The organism is Hydrogenophaga sp. UC242_50 (genome assembly GCF_042697355.1).
Classification (GTDB): Bacteria; Pseudomonadota; Gammaproteobacteria; order Burkholderiales; family Burkholderiaceae_C; genus Hydrogenophaga.
Window position 1 is genome coordinate 522,103 of sequence record NZ_CP170553.1, and the last position, 16,820, is coordinate 538,922.

14 protein-coding genes and 1 pseudogene are annotated in these 16,820 nt (G+C 66.9%); 12 read left to right on the forward strand and 3 right to left on the reverse strand.

Features of this window, described 5'->3' with window-relative positions:
• Window positions 1-2: 2 nt before the first annotated feature.
• The 10 genes from ACFJGX_RS02730 (at window position 3) to ACFJGX_RS02775 (ending at window position 10,601) form a co-directional block, all read left to right on the forward strand.
• Window positions 3-1,145: an N-acetyl sugar amidotransferase gene (locus ACFJGX_RS02730; protein WP_382322798.1), complete on the forward strand. Its 1,143-nt coding sequence runs from the start codon at window positions 3-5 to the stop codon at window positions 1,143-1,145.
• Window positions 1,142-1,759 carry an imidazole glycerol phosphate synthase subunit HisH gene (hisH, locus tag ACFJGX_RS02735; RefSeq protein ID WP_382322797.1) on the forward strand — a complete coding sequence of 206 codons (618 nt, stop codon included), beginning with the start codon at window positions 1,142-1,144 and terminating at the stop codon, window positions 1,757-1,759. The genes ACFJGX_RS02730 and hisH overlap by 4 nt, the downstream gene beginning before the upstream one ends.
• Window positions 1,759-2,556: an AglZ/HisF2 family acetamidino modification protein gene (locus ACFJGX_RS02740; RefSeq protein ID WP_382322796.1), complete on the forward strand. Its 798-nt coding sequence runs from the start codon at window positions 1,759-1,761 to the stop codon at window positions 2,554-2,556. The genes hisH and ACFJGX_RS02740 overlap by 1 nt, the downstream gene beginning before the upstream one ends.
• Before the next feature lie 10 nt (window positions 2,557-2,566).
• Entirely contained in the window at window positions 2,567-3,610 is a 1,044-nt protein-coding gene (locus tag ACFJGX_RS02745; protein WP_382327676.1) for a polysaccharide biosynthesis protein, read from the forward strand.
• 4 nt (window positions 3,611-3,614) lie between these two features.
• Window positions 3,615-4,736, forward strand: a complete 1,122-nt coding sequence (locus ACFJGX_RS02750) for a capsular polysaccharide biosynthesis protein CapF (RefSeq protein WP_382322795.1) — start codon at window positions 3,615-3,617, stop codon at window positions 4,734-4,736.
• 11 nt (window positions 4,737-4,747) lie between these two features.
• Entirely contained in the window at window positions 4,748-5,878 is a 1,131-nt protein-coding gene (wecB, locus tag ACFJGX_RS02755; RefSeq protein ID WP_382322794.1) for a non-hydrolyzing UDP-N-acetylglucosamine 2-epimerase, read from the forward strand.
• A 110-nt stretch (window positions 5,879-5,988) separates the two neighbouring features.
• Entirely contained in the window at window positions 5,989-7,131 is a 1,143-nt protein-coding gene (locus tag ACFJGX_RS02760) for a glycosyltransferase family 4 protein (protein ID WP_382322793.1), read from the forward strand.
• Window positions 7,128-8,078: a UDP-glucose 4-epimerase family protein gene (locus ACFJGX_RS02765; RefSeq protein WP_382322792.1), complete on the forward strand. Its 951-nt coding sequence runs from the start codon at window positions 7,128-7,130 to the stop codon at window positions 8,076-8,078. Before ACFJGX_RS02760 ends, ACFJGX_RS02765 begins: the two co-directional genes overlap by 4 nt.
• On the forward strand, window positions 8,075-8,635 hold the full coding sequence (locus ACFJGX_RS02770) for a sugar transferase (RefSeq protein ID WP_382322791.1): 561 nt from the start codon (window positions 8,075-8,077) through the stop codon (window positions 8,633-8,635). The genes ACFJGX_RS02765 and ACFJGX_RS02770 overlap by 4 nt, the downstream gene beginning before the upstream one ends.
• Before the next feature lie 52 nt (window positions 8,636-8,687).
• Window positions 8,688-10,601, forward strand: a complete 1,914-nt coding sequence (locus tag ACFJGX_RS02775) for a polysaccharide biosynthesis protein (RefSeq protein ID WP_382322790.1) — start codon at window positions 8,688-8,690, stop codon at window positions 10,599-10,601.
• A gap of 316 nt (window positions 10,602-10,917) precedes the next feature.
• Here ACFJGX_RS02775 and ACFJGX_RS02780 read toward each other — a convergent pair whose 3' ends face one another.
• Together ACFJGX_RS02780 and ACFJGX_RS02785 are read right to left on the reverse strand one after the other, a co-directional pair.
• Window positions 10,918-12,171: an ATP-binding protein gene (locus tag ACFJGX_RS02780; RefSeq protein WP_382327678.1), complete on the reverse strand. Its 1,254-nt coding sequence runs from the start codon at window positions 12,169-12,171 to the stop codon at window positions 10,918-10,920.
• A complete protein-coding gene (locus ACFJGX_RS02785) occupies window positions 12,168-12,887 on the reverse strand; it encodes a response regulator transcription factor (protein ID WP_382163268.1) in 720 nt (239 codons plus the stop codon). The genes ACFJGX_RS02780 and ACFJGX_RS02785 overlap by 4 nt, the downstream gene beginning before the upstream one ends.
• 87 nt (window positions 12,888-12,974) lie before the next feature.
• Between ACFJGX_RS02785 and ACFJGX_RS02790 the strand changes: the two genes are divergently transcribed.
• On the forward strand, window positions 12,975-14,504 hold the full coding sequence (locus ACFJGX_RS02790; protein ID WP_382322789.1) for a class I adenylate-forming enzyme family protein: 1,530 nt from the start codon (window positions 12,975-12,977) through the stop codon (window positions 14,502-14,504).
• Window positions 14,505-14,507: 3 nt separating this feature from the next.
• Here ACFJGX_RS02790 and ACFJGX_RS02795 read toward each other — a convergent pair.
• A pseudogene (locus tag ACFJGX_RS02795) lies at window positions 14,508-15,891 on the reverse strand (AmpG family muropeptide MFS transporter).
• Window positions 15,892-15,953: 62 nt separating this feature from the next.
• Between ACFJGX_RS02795 and ACFJGX_RS02800 the strand changes: the two are divergent.
• A complete protein-coding gene (locus ACFJGX_RS02800) occupies window positions 15,954-16,820 on the forward strand; it encodes a M48 family metallopeptidase (protein ID WP_382327680.1) in 867 nt (288 codons plus the stop codon).

The following is a 16,820-nucleotide window of genomic DNA, read 5'->3' on the forward strand; positions in this document are numbered from 1 at the left end:
ACATGATCAAACGAGAGCCCCAGATGTGCACGCGCTGCATCATGGACACCTCGGACCCGAACATCTCTTTCGACGCGCAAGGTGTTTGCGATTACTGCAACAACTTCGACAAGGTCATTCAGCCCAATTGGGATACGGGTGCCGCAGGCAGCGCCGAGCTGGACGCACTTTCGGAAAAGATCCGCGCCAGCGGCAAGGGTCAGCCGTTCGATTGCATCATCGGGCTGAGCGGCGGCCTGGACAGCTCCTACGCGGCGTTCATTGCCAAGGAGAGGATGGGCTTGCGCCCGCTGCTGTTTCACGTCGATGCGGGCTGGAACACCGACCAGGCCGTCGGCAACATCGAAAAGCTCGTGGACGGGCTGGGCCTGGACCTCTACACGGAGGTGATCAACTGGCAGGAAATGAAGGATCTGCAGGTCGCCTTCCTGCACGCCCAGATTGCCGACCAGGACCTGCCACAGGACGCCGCGTTCTTTTCCGCCCTGTACAAGTTCGCGCGCAAGAACCGCATCAAGTACGTGTTGACGGGTTCCAATTTCTCGACCGAGTGCTGCCGCGAGCCCGAGGAATGGGGCGGTTATCCCGGCATCGACAAAACGCTCTTCAAGGACATTCACCGCCGCTTTGGCGAACGTGAGCTGAAGACCTTCCCCCTGGTCGACATCCTGGTCTACAAGCTGTACTACCAGAAGATCCTGGGCATGGAGATCGTCAAGCCCCTGAACCTCGTGCCCTACATCAAGAAGGACGCCGAGGCCGAACTGGAGCGCCGCTTCGGCTGGCAGAAGTTCCAGCACAAGCACCACGAATCGCGCTTCACGCGTTTCTATGAAGACTATTGGATGCCGCGCAAGTTCGGCTACCACAAGCGCCGGGCGCACTTCTCCAGCCTCATCCTCACCGGCCAGATGACACGCGAAGCGGCGTTGGAGCGCCTGTCCAGGCCCGAAATGGACGAGCACTTCCTGAAGCAGGAGTTCGAGTACGTGGCGAACAAGCTGGGGCTCTCCGTGGACGAGCTCCAGGGCATCTTCGATGGTGAGAACAGGACGTACCGCGACTACAGCAACAAGCGCTGGGCGATCGGCATCGGTGCCAGCGCCATGCGGATGCTGGGCTTGGAAAGAAGGTTGTTCCGGTGATCCACATCGTCGACTACGGCGTGGGCAATGTGCAGGCGTTTGTCAACATGTACAAGCGCCTGGGCGTCGAGGCCACGCGCGCACAAACCGCCGGCGACCTGCTGGGCGCGAAGAAGCTCATCCTTCCGGGCGTGGGCGCGTTCGACCATGCGATGGAGCTGCTCAATGCTTCCGGCATGCGCGAGCCGCTGGATCGGCTGGTGCGGGAGGATGGGGTGCCTGTGCTGGGCATCTGCGTCGGCATGCAGATGCTGGCCGATTCCAGTGACGAAGGCACTGCCGCCGGCCTGGGCTGGTTGAAGGGTCGGGTGCGCAGCTTTGCGAACCATCCGGCGTCAGCGACCCTGCCCATGCCCCATATGGGCTGGAACGACGTGTCTCCCGTCGGTGCCTCCCATGCACTGTTCAAGGGGCTGGAGAGCGATGCGCGGTTTTACTTCCTGCATTCCTATTATTTTGAAGCGGCAGACGAGGCCCACGCCGTGGCGCATGCCGACTACGGCTTCAAGTTTGCCTGTGCCGTCCAGCGCGACCACGTGGCCGGGGTGCAGTTCCATCCCGAGAAGAGCCACCACTGGGGTGCCGCGCTTCTGAAAAACTTCGCGGAATTCTGATGCTGCGCCCTCGAATCACACCCTGTCTGCTGGTTCACCAAGGTGGCTTGGTGAAAACCGTCGGGTTTCGCGATCCCAAGTACGTGGGCGATCCGATCAACGCGGTCAAGATCTTCAACGAGAAAGAGGCCGACGAGCTGGTGGTCCTGGACATCGACGCCACGGTCAACGGCACCGAGCCCGACTACCGGATGATTGCGCACCTGGCCGCCGAGTGCCGCATGCCCCTGTGCTACGGCGGTGGCGTGAAGACACCGGAGCAGGCCCGCAAGATCATCGGGCTGGGCGTGGAGAAAGTGGCCGTCAGTGCGGCCGCCGTTGAAGACACCACCCTGCTCACCCGCATGGCCGAGGCCGTGGGCCGGCAAAGCGTGGTGGCCGTGCTGGACGTGCGCAAGAAGACCGGGCTGTTCGCCAAGGGCTACGAGGTGGTCACGCGCAACGGCACACAGGTGCACAAGCACGACCCCGTCGAGTTCGCCCAGCGATTGCAGGCCGCCGGTGCCGGCGAGATCGTCATCAACTCCGTCGACCGGGATGGTCAGATGAAGGGCTATGACATTCCGCTCGCGCTGAAGATGCGGCAATCGCTGCAGATTCCGCTGACCTTTCTGGGCGGTGCCGGCTCCCACCAGGACATCGAGGCCCTGCTGCAGGCGTGCGGGGTGGTGGGTGCGTCGGCGGGCAGCCTCTTCGTCTTCAAGGGACCGTACCGCGCGGTTCTGATCAACTACCCCAACCCCGCCCAGCGCGAAGACATCTACCACGCCGGCCTGGCGGCACATGCATCAAGGTGACAAGGCTCCGATGTTCAAAGACAAGACGCTTCTGATTACGGGAGGGACCGGCAGTTTCGGCAACGCCGTGCTGCGCCGCTTCCTGAGTTCCGACCTGCGCGAAATCCGCATCTTCAGCCGCGATGAGAAGAAGCAGGACGACATGCGCAAGCATTTCAACCACCCCAAGCTGAAGTTCTACATCGGCGATGTGCGAGATGCCCGCAGCGTCGCCACCGCCATGCGCGGGGTCGATCACGTGTTTCATGCTGCCGCGCTCAAGCAGGTGCCTTCGTGCGAGTTCCACCCCATGGAAGCCGTGCGCACCAATGTGATGGGCACCGAGAACGTGCTGGAGGCCGCCATCGCGGCGCGCGTGGGCCGGGTGGTCTGCCTGAGCACCGACAAGGCCGTCTATCCCATCAACGCGATGGGCATTAGCAAGGCCATGATGGAAAAGGTGATGGTGGCCGCCAGCCGCAACCTGGAAGGCACCGGCACCGTCATCTGCGGCACCCGGTATGGCAACGTGATGGCCTCGCGGGGCTCCGTCATCCCCCTGTTCGTGGAACAGGTGCGCAGCGGCAAACCCATCACGATCACCGACCCGGCCATGACGCGATTCATGATGACGCTGGCAGATGCCGTGGACCTCGTGATGTATGCGTTCGAACACGGCCACAACGGCGACATCTTCGTGCAGAAGGCCCCGGCCGCCACGGTGGAGGTGCTGACGCAGGCGCTGTTGCAGCTGATGAGCGCCACCGAACACCCGGTGCGCGTGATGGGCAGCCGCCACGGAGAGAAGCTCTACGAAGCCTTGCTCAGCCGCGAGGAAATGGCGTGTGCGCAGGATCTGGGCGACTACTACCGCGTGCCCCCGGACGGCCGTGACCTGAACTACGCGAAGTACGTGGATGAAGGTGAAGAGCGGTTGACGCAAGCCCTGCATGCGGACGAATACCACTCGCACAACACCACGCGGCTCGACGTGGAGGGCATGAAGGCCCTGCTGCTGAAGCTGGACTTCATGCAGCGCATTGCGCGCGGTGAAGCCGCGGCGGCCGAGGAGTGAGGCGATGAAGGTCTTGATCACGGGAGCTCAGGGCTTCATCGGCAAGAACCTCTTGCTGCACCTCGCCGAGCGCAAGGACGTGGAAGTGGTTCCGTTCACGCGAGACAACCCGACCACGGATCTGCCCCGCCTGCTCGACGGCGTGGACGTGGTGTTCCACCTCGCCGGCATCAACCGCCCCCAGGATCCCCAGGAGTTCACGCGGGGCAACGCCGACCTGACCCGGGCGCTGTGCCAGGCGATCGCGGCGCGCGCCGCGCATCGCCCCATTTCGGTGATCCTCACGTCCTCCACGCAGGCCGCCAACGACAACCCGTACGGCCGCAGCAAGCAGGCCGCGGAGCGCGAGCTGTTCGAACTGCAACGCCAGCACGGCACGGCCGTGCACGTGTTCCGCCTGCCCAATGTCTTCGGCAAATGGTGCCGCCCCAACTACAACTCGGCGGTCGCAACCTTCTGCCACAACATCGCCCGTGAGCTGCCGATCCAGGTGAACGACCCCGCCGCACCGCTGACGCTCGTGTACGTCGACGATGTCATCGCCCGTTTCGTCCAGTTGATGGATGGTGCCGAGGCATCGACCGACGCCCAGGGTTTCGCCACCCTCACTCCGCAGTACACCACCACCGTCGGTGAGGTCGCCGAGAGGATCGCGAACTTCAAGGCTAGCCGGCTCACCCTGGTGACCGATCGCGTGGGCACCGGCCTGACGCGGGCGCTGTACTCGACCTACGTGAGCTACCTGCCACCCACGGACTTTGCCTATGCCGTGCCCCGGCACGCGGATCCGCGCGGCGTCTTCGTCGAGATGCTCAAGACCCCGGACTGCGGCCAGTTCTCGTTCTTCACCGCGCTGCCAGGCGTCACGCGGGGAGGCCACTACCACCACAGCAAGACGGAGAAGTTCCTGGTGATCCACGGCCAGGCCCGATTCCGCTTCCGGCAGATGCTCACGGGAGAGACCCACGAATTGCACACGGACGCGGACGCACCCCAAGTGGTGGAGACCGTGCCCGGCTGGACGCACGACATCACCAACACGGGTGAACGCGACATGGTGGTCATGCTCTGGGCCAATGAAATCTTTGATCGCGAACGCCCGGACACCTTCGCTTGTCCGGTCTGAAAGGCTCCGTCATGAAAAAACTCAAGGTGATGACGGTGGTGGGCACCAGGCCGGAGATCATCCGCCTCTCGCGCGTCATGGCGCGCCTGGATGAGCACTGCGAACACGTCCTGGTGCATACCGGCCAGAACTACGACTACGAACTCAACCAGATCTTCTTTGACGATCTGGGCATTCGCAAGCCCGACCACTTCCTCAATGCGGTTGGCGCGAACGCGGCTGAAACGATCGGCAAGATCATCGCGGCTGTGGATGGCGTGCTGGCCAGCGAGCAACCCGATGCGCTGCTGGTGCTGGGCGATACCAACAGCTGCCTGTCGGTGATTCCCGCGAAGCGCCGCAAGGTGCCCATCTTCCACATGGAAGCCGGCAACCGCTGCTTCGACATGCGGGTACCGGAAGAGATCAATCGCCGCATCGTGGACCACACCGCCGACATCAACCTCACCTACAGCAGCATCGCGCGCGAATACCTGTTGCGCGAAGGGCTGCCGCCGGACATGGTGATCAAGACCGGCAGCCCCATGGCGGAGGTGTTGGCGCACTACCGGGACCGCATCGAGGCATCGGACGTGCTCACCCGGCTGGACCTGCAGGAAGGCCGGTTCTTCGTCGTCAGTGCGCACCGCGAGGAGAACATCGACTCCGACGTGCAGTTCTCGAAACTGGTGGACGTGTTGAACCAGTTGGCGAGCCACTACCAGATGCCCGTGATCGTCTCCACGCACCCGCGCACCCAGAAACGGGTGGACAGCCAGGCGGTGGCCTTCCACCCGCTGGTGCGCCTGCTCAAGCCGCTGGGCTTCACCGACTACAACCAGCTGCAGATCCAGGCGCGGGCCGTGCTGTCCGACAGCGGCACGATCAACGAGGAATCCTCGATCCTGAACTTTCCCGCGCTCAACCTGCGCGAGGCGCACGAGCGGCCGGAAGGCATGGAAGAAGCCGCCGTGATGATGGTCGGCCTCGACACTGAACGGGTGCTGCAAGGCCTGGCGATCCTGGCCTCGCAGCCACGCGGCGAGCAGCGCCTGCTGCGCCAGGTGGCCGACTACAGCATGCCCAATGTGTCGGACAAGGTGGTGCGCATCGTTCACAGCTACACGGACTACGTCAACCGCGTGGTCTGGAAAAAAACCTGATCCGGACCTGCCTTGCGAATCTTGGTGGTCAGCCAATACTTTTCTGCGCAGAGAATTTCCGCATCAACGATCTCGTCCAGGAATGGACGAAGCGCGGACACGCCGTCACGGTGCTGACCGGCAAGCCGAACTACCCCGCCGGCCAGGTCTTCCCCGCCTTTCGTGACAATCCTGCGGAGTTTGACACGTACCACGGGGCGCGCGTCGTCCGAGCGCCCATGCTGGCGCGGGCGCAGGGCTCGCTGCGGCTGGCGCTGAATTACCTCAGTTACGTGGTGGGCGCCAGTCTGGCCGGACCCTGGCGGCTGCGCGGGGAAGCTTTCGACACCGTGTTCGTGTTCGAGCCCTCCCCCATCACAGTGGGCCTGCCGGCCATTCTGATGGGCCGTCTCAAACGCGCCCCAGTGGTGTTCTGGGCGCTCGACCTCTGGCCCGAGACGCTGGCCGCCATCGGTGTGGTGCGCTCGCCGCGCCTGCTGGGTGCGGTGGGGCACCTGGTGAGCTTCATCTACAACCGCTGCACGCTGGTGCTGGGCCAGTCCCGCGGCTTCCAGGCAAGCATTGCCCAGTACTGCGCCGACCCCGGCAAGATCCGCTACTTTCCCAGCTGGTCGGAGCCGGTGTTCGCCCAGGACCTAGTCACCCCCGCCCCCGAAGTACCGAGCCTGCCGGGGACGTTCAGCGTGCTGTTCGCTGGGAACATCGGCGAAGCGCAGGACCTGCCCGCCGTGGTGGAGGCCGCGACGCGGCTCAAGGACAATCCCCGTGTGCGCTGGCTCATTGTCGGCGACGGCCGCAAGTCGGACTGGCTTCAGGAAGAGGTGCGCCGCCGGGGGCTGGAAGAGCGCGTGCTGTTGCTCGGCCGGTACCCGGTCGAACGCATGCCGTCGTTCTATGCTCACGCCGATGCTCTGCTCGTTTCGCTGAAGAAGGACCCCGTGTTCAGTCTGACCATTCCCGGCAAGGTACAGAGCTACCTGCAATCCGGCATTCCGCTGCTGGGCATGCTCGACGGCGAGGGAGCCCACGTGATCCGCTCGGCACAAGCGGGCCTCGTGTGCGAAGCTGGCGATGCGGCTGGCCTGGCCGATGCCGCGCTGGCCATGGCCGCGATGACCCCTGACGAGCGTCGGGCCATGGGCAGCAACGGCCGCGTCTACGCGAAGAACGAATTCGACCGCGACGCGCTGATGGACCGTCTGGAGCAACTGCTGGAGGAAGCCGTGCAGATCCAAGTCAGGGCACCGTCATGAGCACACTGCTGATCACCGGCGCCAGTGGGTTTGTGGGTACCGCCTTGTGCCGCCAGGCCCAGTCCACCGGCCGTGCGGTGCGCGCTGCCGTGCGCACCGCTGGCGCCGCAGCCACGAATGTGCCGTCGGTCAGCGTGCCGTCCATCGACGGCCAAACCCCGTGGGCCGACGCCCTGCAAGGTTGCGACAGCGTCATCCACACCGCGGCGCGTGTGCATGTGATGAACGAATCGGCCACCGACCCCCTGAGTGAATTCCGCCGCGTCAACGTGGACGGCACGCTCAACCTCGCGCGACAGGCAGCAGCGGCCGGCGTGCGGCGCTTCGTGTTCGTCAGCTCCATCAAGGTCAACGGCGAGGGCACGCAGGCGCAGCGGCCCTTTCTCGCCAGCGACGTGCCCGCACCCCAGGACCCCTATGGCGTCTCGAAGGCCGAAGCCGAACAGGGGCTGCGTCACGTCGCCGAACAGACCGGGCTGGAAGTGACCATCGTCCGCCCGCCCCTGGTGTATGGCCCGGGCGTGAAGGCCAACTTCGGCAGCCTTCTGCGCGCCGTTCAGCGCGGCCTGCCTCTGCCGCTGGGTGCGGTCCGGCACAACCGACGCAGCCTGGTGGCGCTGGACAACCTGATCGACCTGCTGCTCACCTGCGTGGACCATCCGGCCGCGGCCCACCAGACCTTTCTGGTGAGCGACGGCGAAGACCTCTCCACCACCGCGTTGATACAGCGCATGGGCCAGGCCATAGGCCGTCCGGCGCGCCTGCTGCCGGTCCCGGTGTTTCTGCTGCACCTGGGTGCCACGGTGCTGGGCAAGCGGGACGTGGCCCAGCGCGTGCTCGGCAACCTGCAGGTGAACATCGACCACACCCAGGCCACACTGGGTTGGTCACCACCGATCACGGTGGAAGAAGGCCTGCGGCGGGCCGCCCCCAAGGTGCCCTCATGAAACGCCTGTTCGACCTCTCACTCGCCCTCGCAGCGGGCCTCGTTCTGCTCGTGCCGGTGGCGCTCGTCGCCCTGGCGGTCCGGCTTACGTCTCCAGGGCCCGCGCTCTACTGGTCCAACCGCGTCGGCCGCCACAACCGCATCTTCCGCATGCCCAAGTTCCGCAGCATGCGCACCGACACGCCTGCGGTGGCGACCCACCTGCTGACCGATCCGGCCAAGTACCTCACACCCATCGGCCCGTTCCTGCGCAAGAGCAGCCTGGACGAGCTGCCCCAACTCTGGAGCATTCTCAGGGGCGACATGAGCTTCGTGGGCCCTCGCCCCGCGCTGTTCAACCAGGACGACCTGATCGCCCTGCGCACGCAGCAGGGTGTGCACGAGCTGGTCCCTGGCTTGACAGGCTGGGCCCAGGTGAATGGCCGCGACGAGCTGCCGATTCCTCAGAAGGTGGCGCTGGATGCAGAATACCTGCAGCGCCAGAGCCTGGGATTCGACCTGCAGATACTCTGGATGACGTTTGTCAAAGTGCTGCGCCGGGATGGTGTGGCCCACTAAAAGAATGAAAAACAGGGACCATCGAAGCCAAGCCGCCGCCACGCTTCTGCACATGCCACGGGCCGCCAAGCGCCTGTCCGCGGTGCTGGTGGACATTGCATTGTGTGCGCTCACCGTCTGGCTCGCGCTTTGCCTGCGGCTGGAGCACTGGGTGCAACTGACCCCCGCGCATGTGCTGGCCATCATGGGAGCGGTGCTGATCGCCCTGCCCCTGTTCATCCGCTTCGGCCTGTACCGCGCCATCTTCCGCTACGCCGGATGGAATGCCATGGTCAGCCTGGCGCAGGCCATGGTGCTGTACAGCTTGTTCTATGCCACGGTGTTCACCGTGATCGGCATTCCAGGCGTGCCCCGCACCGTGGGCGTGATCCAGCCCCTGCTGCTGCTCGTCACCATCGGATTCAGCCGCCTGGTGGTGCGCTACTGGCTGGGCGGCCTGTACCGCACCATGCTGCAGCGCGAGCATCTGCCAGGCATCCTGATCTACGGCGCCGGCGTGGCGGGACGGCAGCTCGCGGCAGCGCTCTCGCGCGGCAGCGAACAGCGCCTGCTCGGTTTCATCGACGACGACGACCAGCTGCAGGGCAACAGCCTCGATGGCCGCACGGTGCACGACCCGGCCGAGCTGGTGCGGCTGATCCCCAATCTGGGCGTGACGGACGTGCTGCTCGCGCTGCCCTCGATCACGCGCCAGCGCCGTCTGGACATCCTCGACACCCTGCGCCACCTGCCCGTGCACGTGCGAACCCTGCCCGGCATGTCCGACCTCGCGGCGGGCCGGGTGACGATGAGCGACGTGCGCGAGCTCGACATCGAAGACCTGCTGGGCCGCGATCCGGTCACGCCCAACACCGCGCTGCTCCACAGCCTGATCCAGGACAAGGTGGTGGCGGTCACGGGTGCGGGCGGCAGCATCGGCAGCGAGCTGTGCCGGCAGATCGCTGCCTGCGGGCCGCACATCCTGCTGCTGGTGGAGAACAGCGAATTTGCCCTCTACCAGATCCACCGCGAACTGGAAGCGCTGTTCGACAACGAGGCCTCCGCGCCAGGCGTGCAACTGGTGCCTTTGCTGGCCTCGGTGCAGGACGAAGCCCGCATCGCGCAGATCATGCAGGCCTGGCGGCCCGACACGGTGTACCACGCCGCGGCCTACAAACACGTGCCGCTGGTGGAGCACAACCCGGTCCAAGGCCTGCGCAACAACGTCTGGGGCACCTGGGTGTGCGCGCGCGCCGCGCAGGCCGCCGGCGCCGCCAACTTCGTGCTGATCAGCACCGACAAGGCGGTGCGCCCCACCAACGTCATGGGCGCGAGCAAGCGCCTGGCCGAAATGGTGTTGCAGGCGATGGCCGCCGAGCCCGGTGGCGCCACCACGTTCGCCATGGTGCGCTTCGGCAACGTGCTGGGCTCCAGCGGTTCGGTGGTGCCCTTGTTCCGCGAGCAGATCAAGAACGGTGGGCCGATCACGCTGACCCACCCGGACATCACGCGCTACTTCATGACCATTCCCGAAGCCGCTCAGCTGGTGATCCAGGCCGGCGCCATGGCGCATGGCGGCGACGTGTTCGTGCTGGACATGGGCGAGCCCGTGCGCATCATCGACCTGGCCCGGCGCATGGTCGAACTCTCGGGCCTGCAGGTGAAGAGCGAGCAGAACCCCACTGGCGACATCGAGATCCAGATCACCGGGCTGCGACCGGGCGAGAAGCTGTACGAGGAGCTGCTGATCGGCGACAACCCTCAACCCACGCAACACGCTCGCATCATGAAGGCACAGGAAGACATGCTGCCCTGGAGCGAGCTGCAGGCCTTGCTGAAGTCGCTGGAAGAGGCCATGGAGTCGAACGACGTGACCACCTTGCGGGCCCTGTTGCAGGCTTGCGTGCAGGGCTACCAACCCACCGGAGAGGTCGTTGACTGGCTGCACTCCTCTCCGGGGAGCAGCCTGGAATCCACCCGCGTCTGAACAAAAAAAAGCCACCGCAGGGTGGCTTTTGAAAGTCCTTGAAGGGACGTCGTTGGGAGACCAGATTCAAACGTTTTTCATGACGTGTGGTGTTTGCCGGATCCGTTGTTCTGATGTTGTGACAGCATCGATGCGAATTGTGCGCTGAGGCTCTGTTTTCGGCCATCCCCCATTTGTGGGAACCGGGCCGTTTTCTTGGTGAATAAAACCCGAAAATCCCCTCGGAATCCAAGAACGGCCTCGTGACCGACATCCGGGCGCGCGAAATCTCCGCCAGCTCAGCAGACCAGCGGCAGCTGGCCTGCCTCGCCATCCGTCAGACCGGCAGGTCCACCACGAAGCGCGCGCCGCCGCCGGGACGGTCCTCGCAGCGCACGCGGCCCCCGTGGCGCTCGATGATCGTCTTCACCAGCGACAGGCCCAGGCCCACCCCGCCTTCGCGTTCGCTGGCGCCGGGCAGGCGGTAAAAGGGCTCGAAGATGCGCGCGCGCTGATCGGCGGGCACCCCGGGGCCCCGATCCTCCACCCAGAGTGTCACGCGCGGTGCGCCCTGCCCCGGGGCAGACGTGGGCGCAAAGATGCTCAGGCGCACCTGCGAATCGGCCGACGCGCCGACATCGCCATAGCGGCGCGCGTTTTCCAGCAGATTGCGCAACACCCTGCGCAGCAGGCGGGCCTGGCCGTGCACCAGCACGGGCGTGGCACCGGCCGCGATCTCCAGGTCGGCACCGGTGCGCGCGCATTCTTCGGCCGCCAGGCCCACCAGGTCGACCTCTTCCGTGGGGCCGAGCGCGCTCGCGTCGCGCGCGTCGATCAGGTCCAGCCGGCTCGCCAACAGGATCTCGTCGATCAGCTGGTCGAGTTCTTCGATGCTGCGGGCGATCTCGGCGCGCTGCGGCGCCCTTGCGTTGTCCTTGTCGAGCAGCTCCAAGCCCATGCGGATGCGGGCCAATGGCGAACGCAGTTCGTGCGAGGCATTGGCCAGCAAGGCCTTGTGCGATTGCAGCAGTGTCTGCACCCGTTCGGCCGCGGCGTTGAAACGGGCCGCCAGAAACGCGACCTCGTCCTGCCCCTGCATGGGCAACCGGGTGGAGAGGTCACCGTCGCCCCAGCGCTCCACGCCCTTCTGCAGCGCTTCGAGGCGCTTGGTCAGGCGCCGCACGATGGGGTAGGCGCCCAGGGCCACGGCGAAAGCCACCAGGCCGAGCAGCCAGGCAAACCCGGTCGGTGTCTGGAACCACTCGGGCGCGCGGCGCCCCGGGTTGTTGCCCCCGGACGGGCGGGGCGGGCGCGGCAGCAGCACGTACAGGGTCTGCCCATCCTTCATCACCACCTCGAATTCCCAGCCCTCGCCGGGAATGCTGACCGCCCGCGCAGGCGCCTGCCCCACGATTTCGCGCGCGCCATCGCGCACGATGATCGTGCGGGTCACCCGCGCCTCACGCTCGGCGCGGTCTTCGTCCAGCGCCTGCTGCCACAGCCAACCCGTGACCAACGTCAGCACCGTGACCGCGGCGACCACCGCCAGCCAGATGCGGACGTACAGCCGGGAGCCGAAGAGCGAACTCATTCCTGCTGCTTCGCGAACACGTAGCCCACGCCGCGCACCGTGAGGATGCGCTTGGGGTCCTTGCTGTCGGCCTCGATGGCGTTGCGGATGCGCCCGATGTGCACGTCGATCGAACGGTCGAAGGCTTCGAGCTCGCGGCCGCGCACCGCTTCCATGATCTGGTCGCGCGTGAGCACCCGGCCCGCGCGCTCGGCCATGGCGACCAGAAGATCGAACTGGTAGGAGGTCAGCTCGCAGGGCTGGCCGGCCACCTGCACGGTGCGGGCGTCGCGGTCGATGTCGAGCGAACCGAAACGCAGCACCGGCGTGGAGCGCGACACAGCCGCGCTGCCGGTGGGCTCGCCGCGGCGGCGCAGCACGGCGCGCACGCGCGCGAGCAGCTCGCGCGGTTCGAAGGGTTTGGGCAGGTAGTCGTCGGCGCCGAGCTCCAGGCCGATGATGCGGTCCATGGGGTCGCCCTTGGCCGTGAGCATGAGCACCGGCACGCGCGCGGCTTCACCCGGCATCGAACGGATGCGCCGGCAGACCTCCAGCCCATCGATGCCGGGCATCATCAGGTCCAGGATCACCAGCTGCGGCTGAATGAGCTGCAACTGCTCCAGGCCGGCTTCGCCATCGCTGGCGTGGGTCACCTCGAAACCCGACTGGCCCAGGTACTCCACCACCATCTGCGCGAGGCGGCCGTCGTCTTCAATCATCAGCAGGGGAGCGTTCATGGTTTTCAGTGTAGCGGCGGGCGCCGGAGCCCATCATCGTGTCAGCGCTGTGTGAAGCGGGCTTTCGGGTCACGTAAAGTCATGTAAATGGCACCGCCCACCCCGCCCCCCACCCTGCCTGCCGGTTCGCTGGCCGCTCTGCTGCGCCAGCAGGCCCAGGCAAGACCGCAGGCGACGGCGCTGCGCTGGCGCGAGCCGGGCCAGGCCAGCCCCGACCCGCGCTGGGGCCAGCTGTCGTTTGCCGAGCTGGCCCGGCACGCGGACGCGCTGGCGCAGGGGCTCGCGCGCGCCCACGGCGTGCGCGAGGGGGACCGCGTGGTCTGGCTGGGTTTGAACCACCCGGCGCAGATCGCCCTGCTTTTCGCGCTGGCGCGGCTGGGCGCGGTGCTGGTGCCGCTGAACCACCGCCTCTCGCCCGCCGAGTGGGCCGCGCTGCTGCAGGATTGCCGCCCCGCCCTGCTGGTGCACGACACGGCGCTGGCCGCCGCGGCCCGATCGCTCGCCCACCCCGCCACGCTCCACCTGGACGGCCTGCCGGTCGATCCCGTGGCCGACGGCGCAGGCGAGCAGGGCAGCGCCGACCACCCGGCGCTGCTGGTCTACACCTCGGGCACCATGGGCGCGCCCAAGGGTGCGGTGCACACCCAGGGCAACCTGCTGGCCAACATGGCGATCGCCGCGCAGGTGCAGGGCCTGAGCGAACACGACACGGTGCTCACCGTGCTGCCGCTGTTCCATGTCGGTGGCCTGTGCATCCAGACCTTGCCCGCGCTCTCGGTGGGCGCGCAGGTGCTGCTGCACAGCCGATTCGACGCCGGCACCACCCTGCGCAGCCTGCACGACGACCGTCCCACCCTCACGCTGCAAGTGCCCGCCACGCTGCAGGCGCTCACCACGCACACCGACTGGTCCGGCACCCACCTGGGCAGTCTGCGCGCCATCTGGGCCGGCTCCAGCCTGCTGCCCGCCCCGCTCATCGAAGCCTGCCACGCGCGCGGCGTGCCGGTGTGCAATGTGTACGGCAGCACCGAGACCGGCCCGTTCTCCATCGCCCTGCCGCCCGCCCATGCGGCCAGCCACCTGGGCGCCTGCGGCTGGCCCTCGCCCGGCGTGCAGGTGACGCTGCGCGACCCCGCCGGCCAGCCGGTGGGCGTCGGCGAAGTCGGCGAGCTGTGGCTGCGTGGGCCCAATGTGGTGCAACGCTACTGGCCCGACCAGCCGGCCTGCGACGCCGAAGGCTTCTTCCACAGCGGCGACCTCGCGCAACAGGCGGCCGACGGCAGCTTCACCGTGGTCGGCCGCGCCAAGGACATGCTGATCTCGGGCGGCGAGAACATCTACCCCGCCGAGATCGAGAACCTGCTGGTGCAGCACCCCTGGGTGGTCGAATGTGCGGTGGTCGGCCAGGCCGACCCGCGCTGGGGCGAGGCGGTGGTGGCCGTGGTGGTGCTGCGCGACGGCGCGGCCGAAGATTGGGCGGCCGCGCTGCAGGGCTTTCTGGACGGCCGGCTGGCGCGCTACAAGTGGCCGCGCCGATGGCACCGCGTGGCGGCCTTGCCCAAGACCGCGCTGGGCAAGGTGCAGAAGCCGGCCGTCAAGGCCCTGCTGGAAGCTTGAGCCTCAGGCCTTGGGCTCGACCGGTGCCAGGCGCGTCGCCAGCCAGATCAGCAGCAGCACCGGCACACCGAGGCAGGCCGTGGCGATGAAGAAGGTCGTGTAGTCGTAGGCATCCACGAAAGCGCCCGAGTAGCCCGCCAGCCACTTGGGCGCGAGCAGCATCATCGAACTGAACAGCGCGTACTGCGTGGCCGAGTAGCGCACATTGGTCAGGCCCGAGAGGTAGGCGATGAACGCCGCCGAGGCCACCCCGGCGCTGAGGTTGTCGGCGGAAATCACCAGAATCAGCGCCGTCACGTCGTGCCCGTGCCCCGCCAGCCAGGCGAACAGCAGGTTGCTCGCGGCCGAGAGCACGGCGCCCAGCATGAGCACCCGCATCACGCCCAGGCGCAGCGACAGCGCACCACCGATGAAGGCGCCGACCAGCGTCATGATGACGCCGAACACCTTGGTCACGGCCGCCACCTCGTCCTTGGTGTAGCCCATGTCCACATAGAAGGGGTTGCGCAATGATGCCCATCACCACGTCGCTGATGCGGTAGACGCCGATCAGCGCCAGGATCAGCAGCGCCTGCTTGCCGTAGCGCCGCAGAAAGTCGGCGAACGGCTCGATCAGCGCGCCGCGCAGCCAGTCGGCGGCGTTCTTCGCGGGAGGCAAGGCCACGCGCGCGGGTTCGCGCGAGAACAGCACCGTGAGCACCCCCACGAGCATGCTCGCGGCCATCACCAGGTAGGCGGTGGTCCAGGCCGCCTGCTGGTAGAGCGCGCCGGGCGCGGTGGCCCCGGCGGCGGGGGCGATTTCCGCGCGGGCGGCGATCCACAGCACGCCCGCCCCGGCCCAGATCATGGCCAGCCGGTAACCGGTCTGATAGGTGGCCGCCAGCGCGCCCTGGTGGCGCACGTCGGCCGATTCGATGCGGAAGGCGTCCAGCGCGATGTCCTGCGTGGCCGAGGCAAACGCCACGGCCAGGGCGCACCACACGACCAGCTGGAGCTCGGTGCGCGGATCGGCCAGCGCCATGCCCACCAGCGAGGCCATGATCAACGCCTGAGACAGCAGCAACCAGCTGCGCCGCCGGCCGAGCCAGCGCGTGAGCAGCGGAATGGGCAGGCGGTCCACCAAAGGCGCCCAGCACCATTTGAAGCCGTAGGCCAGGCCGACCCAGCTCAGGTAGCCGATCGTGGTGCGGTCCAGCCCGGCCTCGCGCAGGCGAAAGCTCAACGTGCCCAGCACCAGCAGCAGCGGCAGGCCGGCGGAGAACCCGAGCGCGAACATGCGCAGGCTGGCCGGCTCCAGGTACACCCGCAAGGTCTCGCCCCAGGTGGGTCGGGCGGTGGTGTCAGCGTCCGTGGGGGCAGTCTGCGGCAAGGTGGGGGGCACGGACATGGAAGTGGATAAAAGGAAAAAAGGTGCAGGCACAAATGCCCGGCTTTGTCTATTATTCACGCATGTGCCTGCTCTGCGACCTGAAGTCCCCCGCCCCTGAGACCCCTCGGCCCGAACACGTGTGGTCGGCCCGCCGCGCCTTCGTGCTGGCGGGCACCGCCGCCGCCGCGGCGTCGGCCCTGCCGGCCGTCGCGCAGGTGAACGTGGGCGAGGGCTCCACGCTGCGCAAGCTGGTGCCGGCCGATGAGCTGGAAAACGCCGCCGGCCAGCAGTACGGCCAGATGATGGCCGAGGCCAACGCCAAGAAGGTGCTGATGCCCGACGGCCACCCGCAGGTGCAGCGCCTGCGCACCATCGCGCGCCGCATCATTCCCCACTCGGCGCAATGGAACAAGCGCGCCACGCAGTGGAAGTGGGAAGTCAACCTGATCCAGAGCACGCAGATCAACGCCTTCTGCATGCCGGGCGGCAAGATCGCGTTCTACACCGGCATCCTGGAAAAGCTCGGCCTCACCGACGACGAGACCGCGATGATCATGGGCCACGAAATGGCGCATGCGCTGCGCGAGCACGCCCGCTCGCGCGTGCGCAAGAGCAACGCCACCGGGATCGGCCTGTCGATTGCGGCACAACTGCTGGGCCTGGGCCAGCTGGGCGACGTGGCCGCCAACCTCGGCACGCAGCTGCTCACCCTCAAGTTCAGCCGCGAGGACGAGACCGAGGCCGACCTGGTGGGCCTGGAACTCGCGGCCCGCTCGGGCTACCAGCCGCGCGCCAGCGTGAGCCTGTGGCAGAAGATGGCCGCCAACGGCGGGGGCTCGGGCGCAAGCTTCCTCTCCACCCACCCCAGCGGCCCTGATCGCATCCGCGAACTGGAAGCCAACGTGCCCAAGGTGCAGAGCCTCTACGAACAGGCCCGCAAGGGCTGA